Annotated in this window: 24 protein-coding genes; 10 read left to right on the forward strand and 14 right to left on the reverse strand. The window is 70.4% G+C overall.

Going from position 1 to position 25,155, the window contains the following annotated elements; genetic code table 11:
• Positions 1 to 3: 3 nt before the first annotated feature.
• The 3 genes from LDO27_RS08080 (at position 4) to LDO27_RS08090 (ending at position 3,598) form a co-directional block, all read left to right on the forward strand.
• On the forward strand, positions 4 to 1,710 hold the full coding sequence (locus LDO27_RS08080) for an FAD-dependent oxidoreductase (protein WP_224041048.1): 1,707 nt from the start codon (positions 4 to 6) through the stop codon (positions 1,708 to 1,710).
• An 86-nt stretch (positions 1,711 to 1,796) separates the two neighbouring features.
• Positions 1,797 to 2,171 (forward strand): hypothetical protein, encoded by a 375-nt coding sequence (locus LDO27_RS08085; protein WP_322790811.1) that lies wholly within the window; start codon positions 1,797 to 1,799, stop codon positions 2,169 to 2,171.
• Positions 2,172 to 2,524: 353 nt separating this feature from the next.
• Positions 2,525 to 3,598 (forward strand): NAD(P)-dependent alcohol dehydrogenase, encoded by a 1,074-nt coding sequence (locus LDO27_RS08090; RefSeq protein WP_222201017.1) that lies wholly within the window; start codon positions 2,525 to 2,527, stop codon positions 3,596 to 3,598.
• A gap of 183 nt (positions 3,599 to 3,781) precedes the next feature.
• Here the strand turns inward: LDO27_RS08090 and LDO27_RS08095 are convergent, their stop codons facing one another.
• The 14 genes from LDO27_RS08095 to LDO27_RS08160 form a co-directional block, all read right to left on the reverse strand.
• Positions 3,782 to 4,639, reverse strand: a complete 858-nt coding sequence (locus tag LDO27_RS08095; protein WP_224041049.1) for a DUF2950 family protein — start codon at positions 4,637 to 4,639, stop codon at positions 3,782 to 3,784.
• A 2-nt stretch (positions 4,640 to 4,641) separates the two neighbouring features.
• On the reverse strand, positions 4,642 to 5,961 hold the full coding sequence (locus LDO27_RS08100; RefSeq protein WP_377747204.1) for a DUF3300 domain-containing protein: 1,320 nt from the start codon (positions 5,959 to 5,961) through the stop codon (positions 4,642 to 4,644).
• 256 nt (positions 5,962 to 6,217) lie between these two features.
• Positions 6,218 to 6,823, reverse strand: coding sequence for a hypothetical protein (locus LDO27_RS08105; protein WP_222201018.1), 606 nt, complete (start codon positions 6,821 to 6,823; stop codon positions 6,218 to 6,220).
• Positions 6,824 to 6,972: 149 nt separating this feature from the next.
• A complete protein-coding gene (locus LDO27_RS08110) occupies positions 6,973 to 7,122 on the reverse strand; it encodes a hypothetical protein (RefSeq protein ID WP_224041050.1) in 150 nt (49 codons plus the stop codon).
• Positions 7,123 to 7,250: 128 nt separating this feature from the next.
• On the reverse strand, positions 7,251 to 8,729 hold the full coding sequence (locus LDO27_RS08115; RefSeq protein WP_224041051.1) for an efflux transporter outer membrane subunit: 1,479 nt from the start codon (positions 8,727 to 8,729) through the stop codon (positions 7,251 to 7,253).
• A 70-nt stretch (positions 8,730 to 8,799) separates the two neighbouring features.
• Positions 8,800 to 10,458, reverse strand: a complete 1,659-nt coding sequence (locus LDO27_RS08120) for a proton-conducting transporter transmembrane domain-containing protein (protein ID WP_224041052.1) — start codon at positions 10,456 to 10,458, stop codon at positions 8,800 to 8,802.
• Positions 10,455 to 12,002, reverse strand: coding sequence for a complex I subunit 5 family protein (locus tag LDO27_RS08125; RefSeq protein WP_224041053.1), 1,548 nt, complete (start codon positions 12,000 to 12,002; stop codon positions 10,455 to 10,457). The genes LDO27_RS08120 and LDO27_RS08125 overlap by 4 nt, the downstream gene beginning before the upstream one ends.
• Positions 11,999 to 12,331, reverse strand: a complete 333-nt coding sequence (locus LDO27_RS08130) for an NADH-quinone oxidoreductase subunit K (protein ID WP_224041054.1) — start codon at positions 12,329 to 12,331, stop codon at positions 11,999 to 12,001. Before LDO27_RS08130 ends, LDO27_RS08125 begins: the two co-directional genes overlap by 4 nt.
• Positions 12,328 to 13,269 (reverse strand): hydrogenase subunit MbhD domain-containing protein, encoded by a 942-nt coding sequence (locus LDO27_RS08135; RefSeq protein WP_224041055.1) that lies wholly within the window; start codon positions 13,267 to 13,269, stop codon positions 12,328 to 12,330. Before LDO27_RS08135 ends, LDO27_RS08130 begins: the two co-directional genes overlap by 4 nt.
• Entirely contained in the window at positions 13,262 to 13,558 is a 297-nt protein-coding gene (locus LDO27_RS08140) for a monovalent cation/H(+) antiporter subunit G (protein ID WP_224041056.1), read from the reverse strand. Before LDO27_RS08140 ends, LDO27_RS08135 begins: the two co-directional genes overlap by 8 nt.
• A complete protein-coding gene (locus LDO27_RS08145; RefSeq protein ID WP_224041057.1) occupies positions 13,555 to 13,851 on the reverse strand; it encodes an MrpF/PhaF family protein in 297 nt (98 codons plus the stop codon). The genes LDO27_RS08140 and LDO27_RS08145 overlap by 4 nt, the downstream gene beginning before the upstream one ends.
• Positions 13,848 to 16,790, reverse strand: coding sequence for an efflux RND transporter permease subunit (locus tag LDO27_RS08150; RefSeq protein WP_224041058.1), 2,943 nt, complete (start codon positions 16,788 to 16,790; stop codon positions 13,848 to 13,850). Before LDO27_RS08150 ends, LDO27_RS08145 begins: the two co-directional genes overlap by 4 nt.
• The gene (locus LDO27_RS08155; RefSeq protein ID WP_224041059.1) at positions 16,787 to 17,860 is read right to left on the reverse strand and encodes an efflux RND transporter periplasmic adaptor subunit; all 1,074 of its coding nucleotides are present in this window, start codon (positions 17,858 to 17,860) and stop codon (positions 16,787 to 16,789) included. Before LDO27_RS08155 ends, LDO27_RS08150 begins: the two co-directional genes overlap by 4 nt.
• A 337-nt stretch (positions 17,861 to 18,197) precedes the next feature.
• Positions 18,198 to 19,019, reverse strand: coding sequence for a DUF2182 domain-containing protein (locus LDO27_RS08160; protein WP_224041060.1), 822 nt, complete (start codon positions 19,017 to 19,019; stop codon positions 18,198 to 18,200).
• 227 nt (positions 19,020 to 19,246) lie between these two features.
• On the opposite strand from LDO27_RS08160, the gene LDO27_RS08165 reads away from it, so the two are divergent.
• The 7 genes from LDO27_RS08165 to LDO27_RS08195 all read left to right on the forward strand — a co-directional run bounded on the left by LDO27_RS08165 (position 19,247) and on the right by LDO27_RS08195 (position 25,084).
• Complete coding sequence (locus tag LDO27_RS08165; protein ID WP_224042483.1) at positions 19,247 to 20,467, forward strand: helix-turn-helix domain-containing protein; 1,221 nt, start codon at positions 19,247 to 19,249, stop codon at positions 20,465 to 20,467.
• A gap of 9 nt (positions 20,468 to 20,476) precedes the next feature.
• The gene (locus LDO27_RS08170) at positions 20,477 to 21,124 is read left to right on the forward strand and encodes a Vgb family protein (RefSeq protein ID WP_224041061.1); all 648 of its coding nucleotides are present in this window, start codon (positions 20,477 to 20,479) and stop codon (positions 21,122 to 21,124) included.
• Positions 21,125 to 21,237: 113 nt separating this feature from the next.
• Positions 21,238 to 22,095 carry a phosphonate ABC transporter ATP-binding protein gene (gene phnC, locus LDO27_RS08175; protein WP_222201030.1) on the forward strand — a complete coding sequence of 286 codons (858 nt, stop codon included), beginning with the start codon at positions 21,238 to 21,240 and terminating at the stop codon, positions 22,093 to 22,095.
• Between the two features lie 95 nt (positions 22,096 to 22,190).
• Positions 22,191 to 23,171: a phosphonate ABC transporter substrate-binding protein gene (gene phnD / locus LDO27_RS08180; protein WP_224041062.1), complete on the forward strand. Its 981-nt coding sequence runs from the start codon at positions 22,191 to 22,193 to the stop codon at positions 23,169 to 23,171.
• An 89-nt stretch (positions 23,172 to 23,260) separates the two neighbouring features.
• Positions 23,261 to 24,070, forward strand: coding sequence for a phosphonate ABC transporter, permease protein PhnE (gene phnE / locus LDO27_RS08185; RefSeq protein ID WP_222201032.1), 810 nt, complete (start codon positions 23,261 to 23,263; stop codon positions 24,068 to 24,070).
• 25 nt (positions 24,071 to 24,095) lie between these two features.
• Positions 24,096 to 24,632 (forward strand): phosphonate degradation HD-domain oxygenase, encoded by a 537-nt coding sequence (locus LDO27_RS08190; protein ID WP_224041063.1) that lies wholly within the window; start codon positions 24,096 to 24,098, stop codon positions 24,630 to 24,632.
• A complete protein-coding gene (locus tag LDO27_RS08195; protein WP_222201034.1) occupies positions 24,629 to 25,084 on the forward strand; it encodes a GNAT family N-acetyltransferase in 456 nt (151 codons plus the stop codon). Before LDO27_RS08190 ends, LDO27_RS08195 begins: the two co-directional genes overlap by 4 nt.
• Positions 25,085 to 25,155: the final 71 nt, after the last annotated feature.

The following is a 25,155-nucleotide window of genomic DNA, read 5'->3' on the forward strand; positions in this document are numbered from 1 at the left end:
ATCATGGAGAGCGGTTCGATGGCAGGCGGCGACGGAGACGACGACGAGGCGGTCCGCTCGCACCCGCGCCACGCGCAGATGTTTCCGGTGCTCGGCGAGGCGGAAGTGGCCCGCGTCCGCCGCTTCGGCAAGCTGTCGCACTATGCGCGGGGCGACTTCCTCTACCGCGCGGGGAGCCTGTGCCCGGGCGTGTTCGTGCTGCTCAAGGGCAAGGTGCGCATCGTCGGGCGCGACGGGCTGGGCCATGAGCGCACCATCCATACCTACAGCCAGCGCGGCGAATTCACGTCCGACGTGACCCAGCTCTCGAACAAGCCCGCGGTGGTGGATGCCCATGTCGTCGAGGACGTCGAGGCGGTGCTGCTGCGGCCGGACGAGCTCAGCGCCCTGATGGTCACCGAGGCGGATCTGGGCGAAACCATCATGCGCGCACTGATCCTGCGGCGCGTGCTGGTGATCGAGCGCGGACACGGGGTCGTGCTCGTGGGCCCGCCGGGCAACGGCAGGCTGCTTGCGCTGCAGAACTTCCTGCGCCGCAATGCCTTTCCCAACATCACGCTGGACGCCGAGCAGGACGCCGACGCCGTCGCGCTGCTCGAGCGGCTCACGCCGCAGCCCGACGACTTTCCGCTGGTGGTATGTCCGGACGGCACGGTGCTGCGCAACCCCGACGAAGGACAACTGGCCACCTGCCTGGGCCTGATTCCCGAGTTCGATCCGGCTTTTGTCTACGACGTGGCCGTGGTGGGCGCGGGCCCCGCGGGACTGGCCACCGCGGTCTATGCCGCATCCGAGGGCCTGTCCGTCGCGGTGCTGGATTGCCGCGCGCCCGGCGGCCAGGCCGGCACCAGCGCCCGCATCGAGAACTATCTCGGCTTTCCCACCGGCATCACGGGGCAGGCGCTGGCCGGGCGCGCGTTCGCGCAGGCGCAGAAGTTCGGCGCGCACATCGGCATTCCGTGCGAAGTCACGGCCTTGCATTGCGGGCGCTTTCCGCTTTTCGTGCAGCTCGCCGACGGCCGGCGCATCGCCGCGCGGACCGTGGTGATCGCCAGCGGCGCCGAATACCGGCGGCCGGCGGTCGATGACCTGGCCCGCTTCGAAGGCAGCGGCGTCTATTTCTGGGCGACCCCGCTCGAAGGCCGGCTATGCCGCAAGGAACCGGTGGTGCTGGTCGGCGGCGGCAATTCCGCGGGGCAGGCGGTGGTGTTCCTCGCCTCCCAGGCCGAGCACGTGCACCTGTTCATTCGCGGCGCAAGCCTGGAGCACAGCATGTCGCGCTATCTCGTGGACCGCATCGGCGCGCTGCCCAACGTCACGGTGCATACGCGGGTCGAGCTGCGCGCGCTGGAGGGCGGCGCGCGGCTCGAACGCATCCACTATCGCGGCGCGGGCGGCATCGAGGGCTCCATGACCGCCCACCACCTGTTCGTCTTCATTGGCGCGCAGCCCAATACCGGCTGGCTGCGTGCCTGCGGCGTCGCCCTCGACGACAAGGGTTTCGTGCTGACGGGCCCGGATCTGGCCGAAGGCTCGCTGCAGGCGGTGCCCTTGCAGACCAGCGTGGGCGGCGTGTTCGCGATCGGCGATGTCCGCTCCGGCTCCACCAAGCGCGTGGCGTCGGCGGTCGGCGAAGGGGCGGCGGTGGTCGCCCAGATCCATCGGTATCTGGCGGCCACGAGGCAGGTCCCGTCGCTCGCGGGCGCATGAGCCGCGCGCACCGTCTTTCGAGGTGGAACGGCTTGTCGTTCCACGCGCTGTTGCGCCAGTTCGCTGGCGCCCAACCTGTGAGGTAGATGATGCTGAGACGAAACCGGATTGTCCTGACCCTCGCCGCGCTCGGCGCCCTGAGCATGGTGCAGATGTCCCACGCACAGAGCGGCGCACAGACCGGCTCCCAGGGCGGCGCGCGCGCCGCGGGCAAGGCCGACCCCTACACCGATGGCGCCCGGGGCGGCAAGTTCGACCCCTATACCCAGGGCGCGAATGCCAGCACGCGCTCCGACCTCGCCCCCGCGGGCAAGTCCCGTGACCCCTACACGGACGGGGCGAGGACCGGGGCACGCGACGCCTATACCGACGGCGCCAGGACAGGAGAGCGCAACCCATACACCGACGGCGCCAGAAGCGGCGACACCAGTCCGTACTCGCACGGCGGCAAATCGAAGTAGGCGCGCCGCGGGCGCCCGCGTGGGCACGGTCGGAGGCACCGCCGCGCGCCTCCGCGCCGTCCTGCGCGCCTCCCATTGATCCCGCCTGCCTCGTCATTGCGGTGCATGGGATCCGCACGAGCACCAGCCCTGGGGCGCGCGGGTGCCGGCAGGTCGCAGGCCCTCGCGAAAAGCGAAGCGGCGACGCCGCGCGCCGCGTGCAAACCGCGCTCGACAGGCAACTGGGCGCCGGCGCCACGCGCCAGCCGCCGTTGCAGCGAAAACATTCACAACGCGCACCACGAGATTTCCTTCACATCGGCGGCCGGCCCACACATGATGGCGTTAGCCCGTTCCAACGATGGGAGTACGCCATGCCTACCATGCAAGCCGCGGTCTTTCTCGGCCCTGGCCAGATCGCCCTGCGCGAGAAGCCGATTCCCGATATCGGCGACACCGATGCGCTGATCCGCATCACCACCACGACCATCTGCGGCACCGATGTCCATATCCTCAAGGGCGAGTATCCGGTCGCCACGGGCCTGACCATCGGCCACGAGCCCGTGGGCGTGATCGAGAAGCTGGGCCGCAGCGTGACGGGCTACCGCGAGGGCCAGCGCGTGGTGGCCGGAGCGATCTGCCCGAGCTTTCATTCCTACGCCTGCCAGGACGGCTGCGCCTCGCAGGATGGTCCCGGCCATGCGCACGGCTACAAGCCGATGGGCGGTTGGCGCTTCGGCAATACCATCGACGGCACGCAGGCGGAGTTCGTGCTGGTGCCCGATGCGCAGGCCAATCTCGCGCCGATACCGGACGGGCTCACCGACGAGCAGGTGCTGATGTGTCCCGACATCATGTCCACCGGCTTTGCCGGCGCGGAACACGCGAACATCAAGATCGGCGACATGGTGGCCGTATTCGCGCAAGGACCGATCGGACTGTGCGCGACCGCCGGCGCGCGCATGCGCGGCGCGGGCCTGATCATCGTGGTCGATGGCATCGAGGAGCGGCTGGAGATCGCGCGGCGCATGGGCGCCGACGCGACGGTCAATTTCCGTGAGGTCGACGTGGTGGACGAGATCCTGCGCCTCACCGGCGGTCGCGGCGTGGACGCGGCCATCGAGGCGCTGGGCACGCAGGCCACGTTCGAGGCCGCGCTGCGGGTGCTCAAACCCGGCGGAACGCTGTCGAGCCTCGGCGTCTATTCGAGCGACCTGCGGATTCCGCTGGACGCCTTCCACGCGGGCCTGGGCGACCACCGCATCGTCTCCTCGCTGTGCCCGGGCGGCAAGGAGCGCATGCGGCGGTTGATGCAGGTGATCGAAACCGACCGGCTGGACCTCGGGCCGCTGGTGACCCACCGGTTCGACCTCGCGCGCATCGAAGAGGCCTACGATCTGTTCGCCAACCAGCGCGACGGCGTGCTCAAGGTCGCCATCAAGCCATGAGCCCACGCCGCACGAAATGGGTGGCCCGGCAGACGCCCATCATCAGCGCCATGCACTTTCCGCCGGGATATCGGCGGCGCCCTGCCCGCGGCTGTGTGCGGCGCCTGCACCGGTGGACATCACCGGCCTGCGCGCGGCCATTCCGCGCGCGGCGCCGCCGCCCCTGACCCTCAGGCCCACGGCCTACGGCGCATCGACACGCCGCCATTGTTCCCCGGGCCTGAAGTGCTTCATCGCCTTGGCGTGCGATGCCGTGCCGGGTCCGAGGTCGGCTTCGAGCAGCACGCGATCGCTGCTCATCAGGAAGCTGTGCACGCCGCTGCGTCCGTATTGCGCCGGCCAGGCGATGAAGGCATAGCGGGCCCCGCTGTCGCCGGGCGGAATCACGCGGAAATGGTAGCCATAGAAGGCGTCGGCGGCTGGCGTATCGGGCCCCATGACCAGCGCGTCGGGCCCGAGCGGGCTGGGTTCGTCGCCGGCTACCGTGGGCCAGTAGAGGCCATCGGTGCTGCCGGCCGCGCTGACCAGCCGCGTCGCATAACGTCCGTCTCCCATCTCTTCGGCATAGCGCTCCTGCGCGAACGTCAGCCGCCGCAGGATTTCCATCGCGGCGAGTTCGTTGCGGCCAAGCCGCCGCGTCTGCATTTCGGCGCGGCCCTCGCGCAGGTCGAACTGCCAGCCGCCGCCGCTCCTGACGATGGGAACCGGAAACGTCCAGCGGCTTTCGCCCACGGCCAGCAGTGCACGGTTCTCGCCGTCCGGCAGGATCCGGTGTTCCCTGGCCCAGGCACCGAGGAAGTCGTAGACATCGTCGCGGGTGACCGAGCCCTCGGGGATCAGCGTGCGGAACTGCCGTCCGAGCACGCGGCCCAGGCCGTCTTCGTCGTTGGTGGCCACCGCGGTGACCAGCGCCTGCGCCGCGGCCTCTGGACTTGGGAAACGCTGCTGCGCCAGCGCCGGGAAGCCCGACAGGACCGCCACCGCGACGATGCATGCGCGCCATGCACGCACGCCTTTGCCATCAAGCACCCCGGCTTCCATCGTCACCTCCTCCCATGGCCGAAGTGTCCGCCGCCCGCGCCGCCGCGGAAGCCACCCGCCGGCCGCTCGAACGAACGCGCCGGCGTGTTCAGGCGCTGCGCGGCCAGGCTGCCGCGTTCGCGCTGCTGGCTGGCGCTGAAGCCGCTGCCGGCATGGCTCAGTGCACTGCCGCGGTTGATCTCGCGCGAGCGGTTCAGGGCATCGGCATGATCGGCGCGCTGTTGCTGATGCATGGCATTGCGCTGCGCCGGTCCGGCGTTGCCATCCCGCGCAGGGCGCTGCCCTGCTCCGGCGGCCCCCGCCGCCCTGTCGGCGCGCGACGCATGGCCGGGAATCGCCTGGCCGGTGCGGCCCTCGAACGACTGCGCGGCGCGCTCGCGCGCGGCGTCGCGCGACGAGCCGGGGCCGGCGGCGAGCCGGTTGGCGGCGGCGGGAGCAGTGCGCACCTGTGCGCGGTTCGAAAGCCCCGCCTGCCTCTGCGCGTCGAAGCGGCTGCGCACGGCGGCATTGTTGTACGGCACATTGCCCCGGTTGGCCGGGTTGTGCTGCCAGTCCACGCGCGTGCGGTTCGCGTCGATGCGGTTGTTGACGTTGATATTGTTGAACCGGTTCACGTTGATATCGACGTCGTGGGTATGCCAGTTGCAGTCGCCCCATAGCGCATCGATGGCGGCCACGCCGATGCCGAAGCCGATGCCCGCGACCACCGCGGAGGCGAACACCGATCCCGGCGGCGGCGGGTAGTAGGCCGGCGGATAGGCCGGATAGGGCCACACGCCGTAGACGACGGCGGGGTTGTACGTCGGCACGTAGACCACTTGCGGATTGGCGGGCTGGATCTGCACGATGGTCGTGGGACCGGAGCCCTCCGTGGTCACCTTCTGCTGCTCGGTCGTCTTCAGCGAGCCGGCTGCCTGTGCCTGCCGCCGCAGCCGCTGCACGGCATCCATGACCTCGTCGGGCTGGGCCAGGAAGGCATCGCCCACCGATTGGACCCATTGCGGCTGCCGTCCCATCATGTCGAGCACGGACGGGAATGCCGCCAGCGACTTGACACTCGGGTCCCACGCCTCGCTGTCGACCGCCCGGGCCCCGGCGTCGCCGGACAGCTCCGGATGGCTTTTCGACCATTGCGCGGCCGCCGCGACATCGGCGGGATAGGTCGCGGCCATCAGCACCTGCGACAGCAACGCATCGGGGTAAAGGGCAATCGGCGCCATGATCTGGTCCAGTTGCGCCTTGTCGAGATGCGCCTGGGCCCGTGCATGCGGCGCCAGCACGGCCGACAACGCCAGCAGGCAGTACAGCAATAGTCGATGGATGTTCGCCACAGTTCCCCCGATCCCGTTCGCCACGGCCTTTTCGCCCGGCGGCGCTTCCGTCCCCGCAGGGCGACTGTTGGCGCGGACGACATGCTGGGCCCGCTCTCACGTTAGGACACGCCGGCGTGCGCCGGAAGTCAAAAAAATGCGGATCGGGCCGCGGTGCTGGATGTCGGCCGCGGAAATCGGGACGAATGCGGCCGGCGATCCGGATGCCGGCCGGATCGCGGCAGCGAGAACGTGTGGGGCCGCGGGACTATGGTTTGGCCGGTTGCGGGCCCGTCGCTGGCGTGACGGCGATCGCCACGGCTTCGGTCATCACCGCCACCACCTGGTCGCCCTTGTTCACGTCCTTGAGCAGTTCGGGATCGCGCACGCGTACCTGTACCGAATTGCCCTCGGGACCGGTGAGCGTGACCGTCCGGTTCTTGCGGTCGACGGCATCGACGTTGGACACGATGGTCGTGCGCCGCAGGTCCGAGATGCCGGGGCGCTGGTCGCCCGGGATCTGCGCCGCCGAGGCTTCCTTCTCGACGCGCTCGCGGATGCCGGTGCCGCCCTTGCGCAGCGCGAGGGCGAAGGAGGTCCTGAACTCGAGATTGACGCGGTCGCCAACCTTCATGTTCTCGAAGTTGGCCACCGACGGATCGACGTAGTAGGTGTTCTCGCCGGTGCGCGGGCCCTTCACGGTGACCCTGCGCTTTTCCTTGTCGATTCCGGTGATCTCGCCGACCAGGCGGATCGTCTCGCCCACGGCGGCGGCATCGGGCACGGAGCGCGATGGCGGCGAGCGGTCCTGGGCTTGGCCGGCCAGCGGCGAGAGTGCAAGGAAAACGGCTGCGAAACAGGCGACACGTTTCATGTTGGTATCTCCGATAGGTACGAGTGCGGATCCACTGACGTCGGGCAAGCCCGGCACTCACGGACTGCCCGTGCAACGCTGATGAACGCGCCGCCAGGATCGCGGACCCGTGCCGCGGTATCGGAGACCGCCGGCGACCAGGCGCCGGCTTAGCGCAGGTCGGCCATTTCGCCGGCTGCCAACACTCCGCCGGCGCTGAGCTGGCCGCTACCGGCCAGGCTGTCGGCGAGGGCGAGGGTCACGCTGATACCCGAGAACACGAGCGCGCTGGCGAGCGCAAAAAGGGTGGCGACTTCCATGACAGACTCCAAAGCTACGGTTAGGAGTTGCCATTATATGATGCGCCGCACCATAAGTAAATATTTTGTATGTGATATATCAGAAGAACGTTGCTCCTATTAATGTGCTTTAAATGGCGCTTTTGGTCCTACCGCACGGCCCCGCCTTCCTTCCCACCGTCTTCCATTCCCGCCGCGCCCTGCGCCCGGACCGTACTCCTGTCCGCCACGTCGACCCAGCCGCCGCCCATGGCCCGATACACGTTGACGATCTGCGTGTAGCGGTTTGCCTGCAGATTGACCAGTGCCAGCCGCGCGGCGAACAGTTCGTTGTCGGCGATCAGCACCTCGACATAGCCCACGAGGCCGCCTTCGAACTTGAGCCGCGACAGCCGCGCGAACTCGCGCAGCGCGTCGACCCGCGCCCGCTGCAGCTCGACGCCCTCGCGCGTCTTCTGCGTGCCGATCAACGCGTCGTTGGTATCGCGCAGCGCGTTGAGGATGGTCTGACGGTAGGCGAGTTCGGCCTGCTCGCGCAGCGCCTCGGCCGACCGGACCTGTCCACCGATGGCGCCGAAGGTGAAGATCGGTCCGGACACGGCGGCGGCCAGCGACCATGCCGTGGCGGGACCGCTGAGGAAATTGCCGAAGGCGGTGCTGACCGACCCCAGCGCGCCGGTCAGCGACAGGCTCGGGTAGTACAGCGCGCGCACCGCGCCGACATTGGCGTTGGCGGCCACGAGGTTCTGCTCGGCCTGCATGATGTCGGGCCGGCGTGCGAGCAGTTCGGCAGGCAGTCCCGCGGGAATGGCCGGCGCCACCAGTTCGTCGATGGTCCTGCCGCGCGGGATGGGCGCGCTCGCCTGCCCCAGCAGGATGGAAATCAGGTTCTCCAGCGTGGCGATCTGCTGCTCGAACGCCGGGATCGCGGCGAGCGCCTGCTGGTATTGCGAGCGCACCTGTTCGACCTCGGTCTGCGACACCACGCCCGAGCGAAAGCGCAGGTCGAAGATGCGCGCCGTCTCGCCGAAGTTCGCCGCGGTCATCGCCGCGATCTCGCGCTGCTGGTCCAGTGCGCGCAGCGCGATATAGCTGTTGGCCACGCTGGTCACCAGCGTCAGCACCACGCCGCGCCGGCCCTGCTCGCTGGCGTAGACCTGGGCCTGCGCCGCCTCGCTCTGCCGGCGCACGCGGCCGAACAGGTCGATCTGCCACGTGGCCGCGAGATTGGCCTGGTACAGCGTGACGTACGGATTGGCCCCCGGCGGCAGCGGCGGCGCCCCTTCCCGGCTCGCCCGGTTGCGGCTCACGTCCGCCCCGTAGCCCGCCTGCGGAAAGGCCTGCGCACTGACCGCCTGCAGCGTGCCGAGAAACTGGTCGACGCGGGCCGCGGCGATGCGCACGTCCAGGTTCTCGCGCAGGGCGATGTCGATCAGCCCGTTCAGCGCGGGATCGTCGAATTGCTCCCACCACCGGGTATCGGCGACATCGGCCGCGCGCTCGTAGCCGATGCGCCAGTCGGCGGGAATCTGCACGGCGGGCCTGGCATAGTCCGGCCCGACCGTGCAGGCGCCCAGGCCCAGCATGGCGGTCAGCGCGAGCAGCGCTGCGGCTGGCGAAGTGGTCACGACAGGCTCCTTGTGCGTGAACGCCGGCCGAGGCGAGCCGCGCCGGCGGCGACGTGGGTTCGCGCGGCGCTCATCCGCTCGGCACCAGGGCGGCCGCGAGGACCAGCGTGACCAGCACGAAGGCGAGCGCCGCCACCGTCCAGCGCCGCGCGAACAGATCGACGCCGCCACAGCCCGCGCCCAGCGCATCGACCAGCGCCCTTCCCTTCGCGCCCGCCAGCGCGATGGCGATATCGCCGGGCGGAATGCGCGGGAGCCGGCGCGCGAACAGATACAACGCCGCGGCGACCACGACGCCCAGCAGCACGGGCCACAACGCCCCGGCCAGCGCCGCGGCCGTCAGCGCAGACGGCATCGCGCCGCGGGGAATCGCCAGGTACAGCGCCCACGGCGCGGCCAGCGATGCCGCCGCCATCGCCAGCCATGCGGCCGTGAGCACCAGCGGCGCGCGCGCATCCGGATCCGCCGCGGTCTCGCCGCGCAGCCGCCACAGGAAATGCACCATCAGCACGGTGCTGGCCACCGAAGACAGCGTTGCCATCGTGCCCACCAGGCCACCGCCGAGCAGGTCCTTCGCCGCGTGCTTGGCGAGCGCGCCCCCGGTCAGCGGCAGCCCGCCCAGCCCGAGCGCGACGATGGCCACGGGCAGCAGGGTCCAGCGCAGATGGCGCGCACCGGTGTGCGCGACCACGCCGACCGCCAGGAACAGGGCGCCCTTCACCAGCAGATGGTGGGTGGCATAGAAAGCCGCTGCGAGTCCCGTCGCGCCATCGCCGCTGGCGAGCCCCATGCCGAGGATGGCGGCGAGCAAGCCCATCTGGCTGACGCTGGAGTACGCGAGGATATGGCCGCAGCGCGTCTGCGCGATGCCCACCGCCACGCCATAGAACGCCCCGGCAAGGCCGAGCGCCGCCAGCGGCATGCCGATCTGCGGCAGCGGCGTGCCCAGCGGCAGGAAGCGGATCAGCGCCAGCACCGCCGCCTTGACGATCGCACCGCTCATCACGGCGGCGGCGGCGAAAGGGGCTGCGCCATACGCCAGCGGCATCCAGAAGTGCGAGGGCACGACGCCGGCCTTCATGGCCAGACCCGCCGCCAGCAGCACGACGATGGCATCGCGCAAAGGATGGGCGTCCCGTGCCCCCAATGCTTTCAGTGCGGCCATGCCATCGGTTATCCGCAGACTGTCCGGCGCGAGCAGCGCAAGCAGGATCAGGCCGGGCAGCAGCACCGCTTCGGCCACCAGCGCCACGCCCAGATAGGTGGCGGCGGCCCGGGCCGCCTCCCTGCCCTCGCCCTGCAGCACCAGCCCGGTGCCGCCGACGCTCGAGACCGCGAGCAGGAAATAGAAGCCCACCACGTCCGCGGCGAGGAACACGCCGACGCAGCCCGTCAGCGCCATCAGCCAGCAGACCACGAAAGCGCCGCCACGGCGCCCGGTCCTTGCCTGCCAGGCAGCCACCGCACCCGACCCGATCCACAGCAACGCGGCCGCGCCGAGTAGCATGGCCCCGGGCGCATCGAGTCCGAAGCGCAGCGCGAAGCGGGCATTGCCAACCGCCAGCACGGCGCCGTCCCCACCGGCCATCGCCGCGAACAGCGCCGGCAGCGGTGCGATGGGCAACCATGGCGGCATCCGTGCGCGCAGCCGCGGCGAGACCGCGGCGGCCAGCAGCAGGGCCAGCGGCACGCCGATGGCCAGCGCGATCAGCAGCGCCGGCGTGCTCATGGCGCGGCCACCGGTGCGGACACAGCGGCGGACACCGGCGGGGACACGCCGCGGCCGATCCGCAGCCACTCCGCCGGCAGCAGCGCGGCCGCGCCCAGCAGGAACGAACACAGGGCGAGCGCCATCACCGCGCCCTCCTGCAGGCGCGGCACCGGGCGCGCGGCGACGAAGGCCGGCGCGGCCGGAGCCAGCGCCCGCAGCAGCACCATCGCCACGTAGACGCTGGTGAGCGCGCCGCCCGCCAGCATCGCCAGCGCCCACCACCACTGCGCGCTCGCCAGCGCCGCCGTCAGCAGCAGCCACTTGGCCAGGAAGCCGCCGCTCGGCGGCAGGCCGATCAGCGACGCGCCGGCCAGCGCGAACGCCGTCATGGTCATGGGCAACAGCGCCGCGCAGCCGCGCAGGTCCGCGACGCGGTCATGGCCGAGCACGGTGTAGACGAGTCCCGCGGCGAGGAACATCGCGGCCTTGGCGGTGGCATGCGAAATGGCCTGCAGCATGCCGCCGGCCACCGCCGCGGCGCTGCCGGCCGGATCGTCCTGCAGCGCCGCCGCCAGCGGAAATACCAGGAACAGGTAGCCGATCTGCGCGACGGTCGAATAGGCGATCAGCAGCTTGAGCCGCGCCTGCCGGATGGCGACGACATTGCCTACCACGATGGCCAGCACGCCGAGCGCGGCAAGGCACTGCGCGGCGCCGATGGTCACGACCGTGGCGAACACGTCCAGCCATAGCCTGATCGCAAGGAACCACGAGCCCTTGACCACCAGCGCGGACAGCACCGCGCTTGCCGCCGCGGGCGCGCCCGCGTGCGCGGGCGGCAGCCACAGATGGAGCGGGAACAGCGCGGTCTTGGCCAGCAGCCCCGCGGTCATCAGCGCGGCGGCCAGCCACGTCGCCGGCCCGGCTCGCACCGCGGCGCCGAGCTGCCCGATGTCCAGCGTGCCGTAGACCCCGTACAGCAGGAAGGTGCCCAGCAGATAGAACATCGAGCCCAGCAAGGCGAACAGCAGGTAGCGCAGCGCCGCCTTGAGCGTTGCCGCGCTGCCGTCGAGGCTGACCAGCGGCACGCCCGCGAAGGTCAGCAGTTCGAGGCCGACATAGAGCGTGAACACGTCCTGCGCGAGAAAGATCAGGTTCAGCGCGCCCCAGACCGACAGCAGCAACAGCCAGAACGACAGCGGGCCGCGCGACTCGGCCGCGCCCCTTGCGGTGCCGAAGTTGCCGCCGGCATAGACGCCCACCATGCCGACCACCACCGCGACCGCCACCATCATCGACACCGCCAGCCCATCGGCGCGCAGCGCGATGCCGAGCGGCGGCGCCCAGCCCGCGAGCGTGTAGACCAGCGCGCCGCCGGCGCGCAGCAGCGTCGCGGCGATGGCGAAGGCGATGCCGATGCCGAGCACGATGGCCGCCTGCGCCACGCGCCACGCGCCGCGTCCGCCCACGACCAGCGCGAGGAGCACGCCGGCGAATGGCACCATGATGGCCGACACCAGCCACAGGCCGCCCGGCGAGACCATCGGCATGGCGCCCGTCATGCTGGCTCCCGCGCCCCGCCGCCACCCTCGTCGGACAGCGACGCCGCGCCGCCTTCCTCGTGCAGCCCCAGCGTCAGCGCAATGCCGAGCGCGGTGGCGGCGAAGGCCACCACGATCGCAGTGATCAGCAGCGCCTGCGGCACGGGATCGCCGCCCATGCCCGCCGCCGCGCCGCGGCGGGCGATGATCGCGCAGGCAAGGAAGATCCCGTTGCCCAGCACGTTCAGCGCGACGATCTTGCGCAGCGGATGCGGGCTCGCGATCAGGCCATAGACGCCGATGCCCGCCAGCACGGCCGCGCACAGGCCGAACAGCGCGGTCGCGTTCATGGCCGGCCCTGCCGTTGCGCGGGGCCGGCGAACACCAGCGCCAGCGTGATGGCCAGCGAGGGCAGCAGCGCGAACTCGATTGCCACGATCCACACCTTGGCCCATCCCGGCGGATAGTCCAGGAACGCACCCGCCAGCGCCGCGCCGGCCGCCCCGAGCAGCAGGAAGACCGCGGGGCCGACGACCACGCCGATGCGCAGCCACCTGCCGCCGATGGCCGGGGCGTCCGCCAGCCCCGACATCATCACCAGCAGCCACATCGCCGCCAGCACCGTCGCCGCCTGGAACTTGCCGCCCGGATGATCGGCGCCGGCCCACAGCAGGTACAGCGCCACCAGCACGCCGACCGGCACCAGCACGCGCGCGAGCCACGCCAGCATGCCCTCCGGGTCGGGCGCCGCGGCGAGGCCCGGCCTGCCGCCCCAGAACCGGTCGGGACCCAGCGACCAGACCCCGATCAGCGCAATCAGCAGCACGATCGCCTCGAGCAGGGTATCGGCCGAGCGAAAGCCGAGCAGCACGGCGGTGATGGGGTTGCCCACCTCCAGTGCTGGCATCGCTTGCGCAACCTGCGGTGCCAGCGTGGGGGCCGGCTCGGGCAGCAGCAGGAGGCACGCGGCGAGCGGCAGCGCGATCGCGGCCGCCGCGAGCGCCGCCAGTGCGCGTCTCGTGCGTGCGGTACGCGTCGTTCCGGCCGGTTCCGCGCCGCCACCGAGCCGTGCCGCGGCGCCGATCAGCAGCGCGCCGGTCAGACCCGCGCCGATGGCTGCCTCGGTCATCGCCACGTCCACCGCCTGCACGCGCAGCCATACGAAGGCCAGCAGCAGGCCATACGACACGAAGCACGCCACGGCGGTGGACAGGCCGCCCGTCACGACGCTGCCCAGCGCGAGGGCCAGCACGATCAGCACCAGCAGGCCGTCCAGCAGCTCATGCATCGGCGGCTCCCCGCGCGTGAATGGCGCGCGCCAGCAATTGCGACACCACCGCCGAGGCCAGCAGCACCAGCAGCCAGACCAGCACCAGCTTGAGGCCATCGACCGGCCGGTCCATCTGCGGCAGCACGCCGAGCGCCACCAGCCCGACCCCTAGATTGTCGGCCTTGGTCAGCGCATGCAGGCGCGTCAGCGTGTCGGGAAAACGCAGCAGGCCGACCGTGCCGGCGAGGAAGAAGAAGGCGCCCGCGATCACGCAGGCCACGGTGAAGGCATGGGCAAGTACCGTCATGGTCGGCCTCCGGACCCCGGCGCCGCGCCGGCCTCGTGCGCGCGCTTCATGGCCGCCCTGACGAAGGCGATCGCCATGAAGGCCGCCAGCACCGCGAGAATCAGCGCCACGTCGAGCACCGCGGGCATGCGCGTGGCGGCTCCGAGCAGCAGCATCGCGCCGATGCCACCGGTACCCAGCAGCTGCACCGCCATCATCAGGTCGAACACCTCGCGCCGGCGCAGGATCGCCACCAGCCCGAAGCCGACCACGACCAGCACGGCGATGGTGGCGCCCAGCAGGAAGTCAGTCATGGCGCGCTCCGGGCAGCAGCACGCCGGCGAGGCGCGCCTCCTCCGCCGCCATCTGCCGGGCGATCGGCCGCGTGGTGTCCAGGCAGTGGAACGCGATGGAGCCGCGCCCCTCGTCCACCGGCACCGAGCCCGGCATCAGGCTGACGATGCAGCGGAACTCGTTGCGCGAGGTTCTTCGCGATCATGCCGATCAGCGCAAGAATGCCGAGGATGGCGACGAAGCCGAGCGGCCGGTTGAAGACCAGCAGCGTCAGCACCACGCCGATCATGCCCAGCGGCATCACGCAGACCACCATCGCCAGCCGCCGGAAGCTCACCAGCAGCACCATCATGCTCAGCAGCATCAGCACGATCATCAGGGGCACCACGGCGAATACCGAGGCGCTGGAGGTGGCGCTTTCCTCCGACATGCCGCCCGTCTCGATGCGGTAGCCGCGCGGCAGCTTCGCGGCGTACTCGTCGATCTTCGGGGCCAGGGCCTCCACCACGGTATCGGGCAGCACGCCGTGAGCCACGTCGGCCCGCACGGTGAGCGTCGGCACGCGGTCGCGCCGCCAGACCAGCGGCGACTCCTGTTCCTCGGCGAAAGAGGCGAACTGGCTCAGCGGGACCATGCGGCCGCTGGCCGTGGGCACCTGCAGCGTGCTCAGCGTCTGGATGGACAGGCGGTCGCGCGCGCCGGCGCGGGCCACGACGTTGACCAGGTAGATGTCGTCGCGCACCTGGGTCACGGTGGTGCCCGTCACGGTGGCGTTCATGATGGCGGCGAGCGCCGCGCTGCTGATGCCGAGGTTGCGCGCCTCCTGCTGGTTCACGCGGATCTGGATCTGGCGGGCGGGCTCCATCCAGTCGAAATTGACATGCCTGGCGCGGGCGTCGCCGCCGATCACGCCGGCCAGTTCCAGCGCGATGGCGCGCACCTGGGCCGGGTCCGCGCCGGAGACGCGGTATTGCAGCGGCCAGCCTACCGGCGGTCCGAGCTCCAGCGGCGACACGCGCGCCACCACATCGGGAAAGTCCTCCGCCAGCGCCTTCTCCAGCTTGCGCTGCAGCCGGTCGCGCGCGTCCAGGTCCCTGGCCACCACCACGAGCTGCGAATAGAACGGGTTCGCGAGCTGCGCATTGAGCGTCAGGATGAAGCGGATGGCGCCACGGCCGACGTAGGTGCTGTAGTGGGCCACGTCGGGGTCGCCGTGGAGCAGCTGCTCGACCCGCCTCGCCTCGGCCTCCGTCGCGTAGATCGAGGCGTTCTGCCGCAGCGTCAGGTCAACGGTCAGCTCGACCCGGTCGGACGGCGGAAAGAACTGCTGCGGCACGAAGCGGATCAGGAACATCGAGACGACGAAGGCCGCCAGCGTGAGCCCGATGGTCAGCCATTTCGCGCGAATGGCGCCGTTGAGGAAGCGGCCATAGGCCGCGAGCAGCCGCCCGGGCTTGCCCGACGCGCCGGCCTTGGGCGCCTTGAGCAATGCCTTGCCGATCAGTGGCGCGAAGATGACCGCGCCCAGCCAGGAAACGATCAGCGCAATCGCCACCACCGCGAAGATGGAGAACGTGTATTCCCCCGCGGAACTGCGGGCAAAGCCGATCGGCACGAAGCTGGAGATCGACACCAGCGTGCCGATCAGCATCGGCGCGGCCAGCGTGCGGTAGGCATAGGTGGCGGCCTGGTCCTTGGTATCGCCGGCGGCGAGCCGGTTGATCATGGCGTCGACGGTCGTCATCGCATCGTCGACCAGCAGGGTCAGCGCGATGATCAGCGCACCGAGCGAGACGCGATGCAGATCGATGTCGGCGAAGTCCATGATCGCGAAGACGATCGCCAGCGTCAGCGGAATCGACAGCGCGACGACCGCCCCGGGACGCACGCCGAGGCTGACGAAGCTGCAGACCAGGATGATGATGATGGCCTGCCACAGCGAGGCGAGGAAATCGTTGATGGCCACGTCGACGGTCACCGCCTGGTCTGCAACCAGCGTGGGCTCGATGCCATGCGGCAGCCCACGCCGGATGTCGTCCATCTCGTCGCGGACGTTGCGGCCCAGCGCCAGAATGTCGCCGGCGTCGCGCATCGCGATGGCCAGCCCGATGGCGGGCTGGCCGTTGACCCGGAACATCGGCTGCGGCGGGTCGGCGAAGCCGCGCCGCACTGTGGCGAAGTCGCCCAGCCGCAGGTTGCGGCCTGCGATGACAAGATTCAGTTCCTCGATATCGCGCTCGGAATCGAAGGCGCCGCTCACGCGCAGGAACACGCGCTCGCGCTCCGTGTGCAGCGTCCCGGCCGGCCTGACGACGTTCTGCGCCTGCAACGCGCCCAAAATGGCAGGAAAGTCCAGGCGCAGGCCGGCGAGCTCGCGCGCCGAGAACTCGATGAAGATCTGCTCGTCCTGCGCGCCGAGCACCTCGATCTCGGCGACGTCGGGCACCCGCAGCAACCGCGAGCGCGCGGCCTCGACATGGTCGCGCAGTTCGCGGAAGGTGTAGCCGTCCGCGGTGAAGGCATAGATGATGCCGAAGGTGCTGCCGAAGTCGTCGTTGAAGACCGGCCCCACCACGCCCTGCGGCAGCGTGTGGCGGATGTCGCCGATATTGCGCCTGACTTCGTACCAGACGTTGGGCACGTCCTCGGGGCGCGTCGATTGCTTCAGATCGACGAAGATCGTCGTCTGCCCGGCCGTGGTGTAGCTGCGCACGCGGTCCAGGTGGTTGGTCTCCTGCAGCGCGCGCTCCAGGCGCTCGGTGACCTGCGACAGCGTCTCGTCCACGGTGGCGCCGGGCCAGGCCGCGCCGACCACCATCGAGCGGAAGGTGAACACCGGGTCCTCGCCGCGGCCCAGGCGCGTGAACGACAGCGTTCCCGCCGCAATCGCGATCAGCATCACGAAGACCACCAGCGAGCGTTTGGACAGCGCCCACTCCGACAGATTCGGGCCGATCACTTGCCGACCTCGCCCCAGCGCACCTTCTGCCCGGGCCGCAGCGCCTGCGCGCCCGCGACCACGATCACATCGCCGGCGGCCAGGCCCTGCGAGATCAGCACGCGGTCGGCGGTATAGGCGGTCACGGCCACCTCTCGCGCCGCCACGGTCCCGGCGTTGCGGTCGATGACCCAGACCGCGGGCTGCTGCGCCGAGCGGATCAGCGCCGTGGCCGGAATATCGATGGCGGCGGTGCCCTCCAGCGTCATGCGCCCCGTCACGATGCTGCCCAGCCGCATCGCCGGTGGCGGGTCGATGAGCCGCACCCGGACCTGGAAGGTGCCGGTCACCGGATCGGCGCGCGGCGACACCTCGCGCACCGTGCCGCTTGCCTTGACGGCCGGGTCGCTGGTCAGCGCGACCTCGATGCGGGGCTGGCGCGGCGCGCTGTCCTTGACCTGGGCGGGTACGTCGAACACCGCGTCGACGGCGCCGTCGCGCGCGATCTGCACGATCATCCGGCCCGCGCCCACGATTTCGCCCGGCTCCGGACCGCGCGCGGTCACCACGCCGGCCACGTCTGACAGCAGGCGCGTATAGCCCACGCGGTTCTGCGCGATGCTGACCATGGCCTGCGACGACTCGATCTGGGACTGGGTGATCTTGAGCAGCGCCTCCGACTGCTCGAAGGAGGCGCGCGAGATGGCGTTCTCCTTGAGCAGGTCGCGCATGCGGATGTAGTTGCTGCGCGCCTCGACACCCTGTGCCTGGGCCGCGGCGAGCTGCGCCCGCGCCGATTGCAGGCTGCTCTCCTCGTTCATCGCATCCAGCCGCGCCAGCAGCTGCCCGGGCTTGACGCGGTCCCCCACTTCCACGTTGCGCGCGATCAGCCTGCCGTCGATGCGGAAGGCGGCGTTGATCTCCGCCTCGGCCTGCACGCGTCCGGTCAGCGTCATGGTGTCGCCGCTGGTGCGCGCGGTGATCTCGATCGCGCGCACGGGGCGCACCTCGGGCGCGGGCGGCTCCTCGGCGCGGCGGCAGGCGCAGAGCGCCAGCAACGGCACCAGCACGTACAACAGCGACTGCCGCATCCCCGCCATGGCCGTATGGGAGCGAAGGCCGGCGACACGGCGCAAACGATGGCTGGCGGGTAGCGCCGTCACGACTGTCCTCACCTGTCGATGTTGCGTTCGGTCCGGTGCGGCGGGGCCGCCCGTCGGCTTTCGCTATCTGTCGCAGTCGAGCTTATGGTTGGGGATGTCGCCAGGCAAGAAAATTTCTTCTTCGGCGATATTAAGTTTCTTCGATAAATCGGGGCCGGAGGCACTTGCCCGCGCGCGCGGGCGACCAAGGCGCGGTCGCACGAAAGATTTCATATCCCGTGTAAAGAAATGGCGATGCCGCGCGGCGCCCGGGGCGTTGCGCGGCCTACCTGGCGTACAGCGCGGACACGACCAGGCACGCGCCGATGCCGCCCAGCACCACGCCGATGCCTCTTGCGCAAGCTTCCGCTGCGCAAGACAGGCGCTCCACGGCGACGGCCACGGTGACGGCCGCCATCGCGCCCGCATCCATCACGCCGAGCGCCAGCAGGCTCGCGGTCAGGCCCGCGCACGACAGCGTGCAATGGGCGCCGAGGCGCACGCCGTATCGCCACGCACCGGCGCCGTGGGATGACGGCACGCCGGCCGGCGCCGCCGCGCGGCAGTGGCGCAGATGGCGCGCCTTCCATCCCGTGCACTGCAGCGCGCCCGCGGCGAGCACCATCGCACCGGCAAGCAGCGGGACCGCGCGGGCCATCGCGGGCCAGTGCAGCAGCAGCGCGGCCGTGGACGCGCCAAGCGGAAACACCAGCAGTCCCAGGGCCGACCAGACCGCGACATAGCCCGTGCCGGCAAGCGCCGTCAGCGCTGCACGCCGCGGCGCGTCGGCGGCCACGGTCGCGTGGTACCGCCACAGCGCCGGCAACGCCGCGGGCAGCATCATCGCGGTCATCATGGCCGTCCACATGCCGAAGAACGATGCCGCCGCCCGGGGCCACGTTCCGCCGCACATCGGGGTCCACAGCGGCGACAGCAGCCAGCCGCCCGGCATCGGCACCCCGCCCATCGCGGACATCGCCGCCACATGCGAGACCATCGCCGTCGCCGCCATGGCCAGCGCCAGCGCCGACACGCCGGCGAAGGCCGACAGCGACGGGCGCTTGTCATCGCATGCGCCTGTCGCGCGGGCGTCCACGGCTGTCGTCACGATGGTCTTTCTCCCTGGATTCCTCGCTGCCGGTGCGGCGGCGCGCGGGCCGCGGCATGCGGGGCCTGCGTGATAGATTAGCCAGCGGCTGTCCAACGAAGGGAGTGACATGTGTGGCGCGATACCGGCGGCAGTGCGGGGCCCGTGCATCCGGACCGACCGGCGATCGGAGCATCAGGCGATGAGGCAAAAGCGAAGCGATGACGCGATCCACTGAGACGCCCGGCATGGACGCCGCCATTTCGCACGCCGCGCGCGCGCTCTCCGCCGGCGATGCGCTGGCAGCGCTCAACTTCGTGGCCCTGCGCGACGACGCGCCAGCGCTGGCCCTGCGCGGCATCGCCATGGCGCAACTCGGGGATCTGCCGCGCGCCAGCGCGCTGCTCGATGGTGCGGTGCGCGCTTTCGACCCCACGGCGGCCGTCCCCCGCGCGCGCTGTGTCGTCGCCCAGGCCGAGATCGCCCTGGCCCTGCGCGACCTGCGCTGGCCCACCCGTGCGCTGGAGGCCGCGCGGGCCGTGCTGGAAGCCCACGGCGACCGCGTCAATGCCGCCCACGCGCGCTATCTCGACATCCGCCGGCTGCTGCTGCTCGGCCAGCTGGACGAGGCCGAACACCGCCTGCTCCAGCTCGATCCCCGCTCCCTGCCCCCCGCCTACCAGGCCGCCCACGAACTGGCCATCGCCGGCATCGCCATGCGCCGCGTGCGGGCGCGGCAGGCGCGCGAGGCGCTCGCGCGCGCCGCGGCGGCCTCGCGGCGCGCGGGCATTCCGGGGCTGCTTGCGGAAGTGGAAAGCGCGGGCCGCATGCTGGCCGTGCCAGCCGCTCGCCTCGTCGCGGGGGAACAGGAGCGACCGTTGCTGCTGGACGACGTCGAGGCGCTGCTCGCCTCGCGCGCCGTGGTGATCGACGGCTGCCGCCATGCGGTGCGCCACGTGCGCGTGGTGGTGCCTCTGGCCCGGCGGCCGGTGCTGTTCGCGCTGGCGCGCGCCCTGGGGCAGGCTTGGCCGGGCGATGTGCCGCGCGACGCGCTGATCGCGCAGGCCTTTCGCACCAGGCATCGCGATGCCTCGCTGCGCGCGCGCCTGCGCGTGGAAATCGGCCGGCTGCGCGCCCTGCTCGCGCCGCTGGCGGACGTGCGCGCCACCCCGCATGGCTACGCGCTTTCGCCGCGCGACGGACGCGACGTCGTGGTGATCGCGCGTCCCATCGACGAGCCGCATGCGGCGGTGCTGGCGCTGCTCGCCGACGGGCAGTCGTGGGCCAGCTCGGCGCTGGCACTGGCGCTGGGCGCCAGCCAGCGCACCGTGCAGCGCGCGCTCGACGCCCTGGCCCGCGCGGGCAAGGTCGAATCGATCGGCAGCGGCCGCGCGCGGCTGTGGACGATGCCCGCGCTGCCCGGCTTCGCGACGTCGTTGTTACTCCCCGCACCGCTCACGCTGGACTAGCATGCAGGCATGAAAACATCCAAAGCACAGATCGTCCGCGAATACGGCCCCTTCCCGGACGTCAAGGCAGTACACGGGCTCACCTATGACGGCCAGTACGTGTGGTTCGGCACCGGCGACAAGCTCAGGGCCGTGGACCCGGCGACCGGTGGCACGCCGCGCACGCTCGATGTGCCGGCCGATGCGGGCACGGCGTTCGACGGCCGGCACCTGTACCAGATGTCGGACGGTGTGATCCGCAAGATCGATCCCGCCACCGGCGCGGTGGTGGCCACCATTCCCGCGCCCGGCGCGGGCGAGGACTCCGGGCTCGCATGGGCCGAAGGCTCGCTGTGGGTCGGGCAGTACAAGCATTGCAAGATCCACCAGATCGATCCGGACAGCGGCGAGATCCTGCGCACCATCGAGACCAACCGCTTCGTCACCGGCGTCGCCTGGGCCGACGGCCAGCTCTGGCATGGCACATGGGAAGGCGAGAGCAGCGCGCTGCAGCGCATCGATCCTGCCACCGGCGACGTGCTGGAAACCCTTGAGATGCCAGCCGGCATGCCGGTGTCGGGCATCGAGTCCGACGGCGGCGGCCAGTTTTTCTGCGGCGGCGGTCCCGGCGGCACCATCCGGCTCGTGCGCAGGCCCAAGCCCGAGCGCGCGGCATAGCACTTCGCGGCAGATTGCTCCGGGAGCGGGCCCCGCACTGCACTGCCCGCCCGTCATCGTTCTGTCATGGCGTCCCCCCAGAATGCGCAGGTCATTCAAGCAAGGGAGTCGACATGACCCATGCAATCGAGGTACGGGGCCTGAGCAAGTCGTTTCGCGCGGACCGCAAGGCGCTCGACAATGTCACGTTGCAGGTAGCACCGGGAGAGATGGTGGCCTTGCTTGGCGCCTCCGGCTCCGGCAAGTCCACGCTGCTGCGCCATATCGCCGGCTTCGTCACCGGTGACGCCGGCGCGGGCGAGATTCTCGTCAACGGCAAGACCGTGCAGCGCAACGGCCGGCTGGCACGCGACGTGCGCCGCGTGCGCACCGAAATCGGCTTCGTGTTCCAGCAGTTCAATCTCGTGGGCCGCCTGCCCGTCATCACCAACGTGATGGTCGGCATGCTGAGCCGCATCCCGAAATGGCGCGGCCTGCTGCGCTTGTTCAAGTCCGCCGAACTGCGCGCCGGGCTCGATGCGCTTTCCCAGGTTGGTATAGACGACTATGCCTTTCAGCGGGCCTCGACCCTCTCCGGCGGACAGCAGCAGCGCGCCGCCATCGCCCGCACGCTGGTGCAGAACGCCCGCGTGATCCTGGCCGACGAACCCATCGCCTCGCTGGACCCGGAGTCGTGCCGCCGGGTGATGTCCCTGCTTACGCAGATCAATCGCACGCACAAGGTCGCCGTGGTGGTCTCGCTGCACCAGGTCGATGTCGCCATGCGCTATTGCCCGCGCGTGGTGGCGCTGCGCCACGGCAAGGTCGTCTACGACGGCCCCTCGCGCGCGCTGACGCAGACCATGCTGCGCGACCTGTATGGCACCGAGGCCGACGAGCTGCTGCACGACCTGGTGCCCGACCGGGTCGCCGGCCCGGCCGACGGCACGCTGGCGCCGGCCACCGTCACGATGGACCTGGCGGCCGCCTGAGCGGGCCCCGCCGGCATTCCCGCATTCCCGCATTCCCGCATTCCCGCATTTCCCTGCCGCTTTCGCCCAACCCCGCTATCGAACCGGAGTTTTCCATGCTGCGCAGAACCTTTCTTGCCCTGATCGCCTCGGGGATCGTCGCCACGCCCGCCTTCGCGCAGGACGCCAAGGCCCTGAGCATCGGCTTCATCTCCACCGAATCGTCGTCCAACCTGAAGTCCGCCTGGCAGCCGCTGATCGACGACCTGAGCAAGACGCTCGGCGTACCCATCAAGCCGTTCTTCGCCTCCGACTACGCCGGCATCATCGAAGGCATGCGCTTCAACAAGGTGCAGATCGCCTGGTTCGGCAACAAGTCGGCGATGGAAGCGGTCGACCGCGCCAACGGCGAAGTGTTCGCCTCGGTGATCGACAAAGACGGCAATCCCGGCTACTGGTCGCTGCTGATCGTGGCCAAGGACAGCGAGCTGAAATCCGTCGAGGACGTGATCAAGCGCGGCAAGGAACTCAGCTACGGCGCCGGCGATCCCAATTCGACCTCGGGCACCTCGGTCCCGGGCTACTACCTGTGGGCCGCCAACAAGGTCGAGCCGAAGACGCTGTTCAAGGCCGTGCGCATCGGCAACCACGAAGCCAACCTGCTGTCGGTGCTGAACAAGCAGGTGGACGTCGCCGTGAACAACACGGAGAACCTGGAGCGCTATCGCATCAACACGGGCAAGAATCCCTATGACCAGGTGCGCGTGCTGTGGAAGTCCCCGCTGATCCCGGCGGACCCCATGGTCTACCGCAAGGACCTGTCGCCCGAGCTGAAGACGAAGATCCAGACGTTCTTCGTCAACTACGGCAAGGGCGCGGACGCCGCGCGCGAGAAGCAGATCCTGGCCACGTTGACCTACCAGGGCTTCCGCGCGTCCAGCGATGCGCAGCTGGTGCCCATCCGCCAGATCGAGCTGGCCAAGGAAAAGGCCCGCATCGAATCGGACGGCACGCTGGCCGCCGCGGACAAGGACAAGCGTCTGGCCGACGTGAGCCGCCGCCTGGCCGAGCTCGACAAGGCCGTCAGCACGCAGTAAGCCGCATTCGCGGCCGGCGTGCTCCGTGCCGCCGGCCCGCGCCCCGCGCATTCTCTTCGCGCCCGTTCGCCTCTTACCGGATTGCCCCCATGACCGCCACCGCCAAGCCCGGCCTGCCCGCGCCGCAAGCCCCCGTTCGGCCGCCGCGCGCCTCCCTTTCCGTCATGCTCGTGTGGGCTGTCGTGCTCGCCCTGCTCGCCATGTCGTGGCAGGGCGCCGACATGCGCCCGATGGACCTGCTGCGCGACTCGGGCAACATGGCGCAGTTCGCCGCCGATTTTTTCCCGCCCGACTTCCGCGACTGGCGCCATTACCTCGAGGAGATGTTCGTCACGGTGCAGATCGCCGTGTGGGGCACGGCGCTGGCCGTGGCCATGGCGGTGCCGCTCGGCCTGCTGTGCTCCGCCAATATCGTGCCGGCGTGGGTCTACCAGCCCGCGCGCCGCCTGATGGATGCCAGCCGCGCCATCAACGAAATGGTGTTCGCGATGCTGTTCATCGTGGCCGTGGGTCTCGGACCGTTCGCCGGCGTGCTGGCGATCTGGATCCATACTACCGGCGTGCTGGCCAAGCTGTTCGCCGAAGCGGTCGAAGCCATCGATCCTCGCCCGGTCGAGGGCGTGCGTGCCACCGGCGCGGGGCGGCTGGAGGAGATCGTCTACGGCGTGATTCCCCAGGTGCTGCCGCTGTGGCTGTCGTTCGCGCTGTACCGCTTCGAATCGAACGTGCGCTCGGCCTCGGTGGTCGGCATCGTCGGCGCGGGCGGCATCGGCACCGTGCTGTGGGAAATCATCCGCAGCTTCCAGTATGCGCAGACGTGTGCGGTCATGATCCTGATCATCGTCTTCGTCACCGTCATCGATATCGTCTCCGCGCAGATCCGCAAGGTGCTGGTCTGAGCCCCTCACACGGAAGGCTTCCAACATGCTGACGCTGTCCCGCATCGAAGACCTGTTCGCCGGCCACGGCACCGCGCTGTATGGCGGCGAGGCCGTCAGCCAGACCGCGCACGCGCTGCAATGCGCGCAACTCGCCGAGCAGGCCGGCGAACCGGATGCGCTGGTGGTGGCCGCGCTACTGCACGATCTCGGCCATCTGATGCTGGCCGAGGACCAGACGACCGACATGCGCCACCAGGACGCCGCTGCCGCCGCGCTGGCCCCGCTGTTCGGCGAGGCGGTCACCGAGCCGGTGCGGCTGCACGTGGCCGCCAAGCGCTATCTGTGCGCGGTCGATCCGGCATACTTCGCTACGCTGTCGCCGGCTTCGGTGCACAGCCTGTCGCTGCAGGGCGGCCCGTTCGACGCGGCGCGGGCCGCGGCCTTCGGCAACGGCCCGCACGCCGACGCGGCCGTGCGGCTGCGTCGCTATGACGACCTGGCCAAGGTCGTGGGCCTGCCCACGCCGCCGCTGTCCCACTATCTCGATATCGCCGCGCGCTGCGCGCGGCCCCAGCCATGAAAGAACGACAACTGCACCTGCGCGAAGTACGGGACTGCGACGCGGACCTGCTGCGGCTTGCCGCCCTGCTCGCCACGATGGACGACGAAGCGCCGCTGCCGCTGGCTACCATGCGCGAGCGCTATGCGCAGATGCGGCGTTATCCGGACTATCGCTGCTGGTTCATGGTGGACGAGCACGACGTGCCGTTGGGCACGTTCTGCCTGCTGGTGTTTCCGGTGATGGTCCACGACGGCCGGCCCGAGGCCATCGTCGAGTCGGTGGTGGTGTCGCCCGACGCGCGGGGCACGGGCATCGGCAAGGCGATGATGATGGAGGCGATGCGGCTAGCGCGCGAAGCCGGGGCGGCAAAGCTGGCGCTGTCTTCCAATGCGCGCCGCCTGCGGGCGCATGACTTTTATCGGGGGTTGGGGTTTACCGAGCACGGGCTGAGCTTTAGTACCAGCGTCTGAGGGATGGCGGGCGGTCACCCTCACCCCGGCCCTCTCCCGCTAGCGGGAGAGGGAACACACCTCGACCGGTA

The sequence above is a fragment of the Cupriavidus respiraculi genome, from assembly GCF_914271545.1.
GTDB classification, from domain to species: Bacteria; Pseudomonadota; Gammaproteobacteria; order Burkholderiales; family Burkholderiaceae; genus Cupriavidus; species Cupriavidus respiraculi.

Bases quoted from the DNA above. Each gene is read 5' to 3' on its own strand.
- LDO27_RS08080 (WP_224041048.1), top strand. From the start codon at position 4: ATGGAGAGCGGTTCGATGGCAGGCGGCGACGGAGACGACGACGAGGCG.
- LDO27_RS08085 (WP_322790811.1), top strand. From the start codon at position 1,797: ATGATGCTGAGACGAAACCGGATTGTCCTGACCCTCGCCGCGCTCGGC.
- LDO27_RS08090 (WP_222201017.1), top strand. From the start codon at position 2,525: ATGCCTACCATGCAAGCCGCGGTCTTTCTCGGCCCTGGCCAGATCGCC.
- LDO27_RS08095 (WP_224041049.1), bottom strand. From the start codon at position 4,639: ATGGAAGCCGGGGTGCTTGATGGCAAAGGCGTGCGTGCATGGCGCGCA.
- LDO27_RS08105 (WP_222201018.1), bottom strand. From the start codon at position 6,823: ATGAAACGTGTCGCCTGTTTCGCAGCCGTTTTCCTTGCACTCTCGCCG.
- LDO27_RS08110 (WP_224041050.1), bottom strand. From the start codon at position 7,122: ATGGAAGTCGCCACCCTTTTTGCGCTCGCCAGCGCGCTCGTGTTCTCG.
- LDO27_RS08120 (WP_224041052.1), bottom strand. From the start codon at position 10,458: ATGAGCACGCCGGCGCTGCTGATCGCGCTGGCCATCGGCGTGCCGCTG.
- LDO27_RS08125 (WP_224041053.1), bottom strand. From the start codon at position 12,002: ATGACGGGCGCCATGCCGATGGTCTCGCCGGGCGGCCTGTGGCTGGTG.
- LDO27_RS08130 (WP_224041054.1), bottom strand. From the start codon at position 12,331: ATGAACGCGACCGCGCTGTTCGGCCTGTGCGCGGCCGTGCTGGCGGGC.
- LDO27_RS08135 (WP_224041055.1), bottom strand. From the start codon at position 13,269: ATGCATGAGCTGCTGGACGGCCTGCTGGTGCTGATCGTGCTGGCCCTC.
- LDO27_RS08140 (WP_224041056.1), bottom strand. From the start codon at position 13,558: ATGACGGTACTTGCCCATGCCTTCACCGTGGCCTGCGTGATCGCGGGC.
- LDO27_RS08145 (WP_224041057.1), bottom strand. From the start codon at position 13,851: ATGACTGACTTCCTGCTGGGCGCCACCATCGCCGTGCTGGTCGTGGTC.
- LDO27_RS08155 (WP_224041059.1), bottom strand. From the start codon at position 17,860: ATGCGGCAGTCGCTGTTGTACGTGCTGGTGCCGTTGCTGGCGCTCTGC.
- LDO27_RS08165 (WP_224042483.1), top strand. From the start codon at position 19,247: ATGGACGCCGCCATTTCGCACGCCGCGCGCGCGCTCTCCGCCGGCGAT.
- LDO27_RS08170 (WP_224041061.1), top strand. From the start codon at position 20,477: ATGAAAACATCCAAAGCACAGATCGTCCGCGAATACGGCCCCTTCCCG.
- phnC (WP_222201030.1), top strand. From the start codon at position 21,238: ATGACCCATGCAATCGAGGTACGGGGCCTGAGCAAGTCGTTTCGCGCG.
- phnD (WP_224041062.1), top strand. From the start codon at position 22,191: ATGCTGCGCAGAACCTTTCTTGCCCTGATCGCCTCGGGGATCGTCGCC.
- phnE (WP_222201032.1), top strand. From the start codon at position 23,261: ATGACCGCCACCGCCAAGCCCGGCCTGCCCGCGCCGCAAGCCCCCGTT.
- LDO27_RS08190 (WP_224041063.1), top strand. From the start codon at position 24,096: ATGCTGACGCTGTCCCGCATCGAAGACCTGTTCGCCGGCCACGGCACC.
- LDO27_RS08195 (WP_222201034.1), top strand. From the start codon at position 24,629: ATGAAAGAACGACAACTGCACCTGCGCGAAGTACGGGACTGCGACGCG.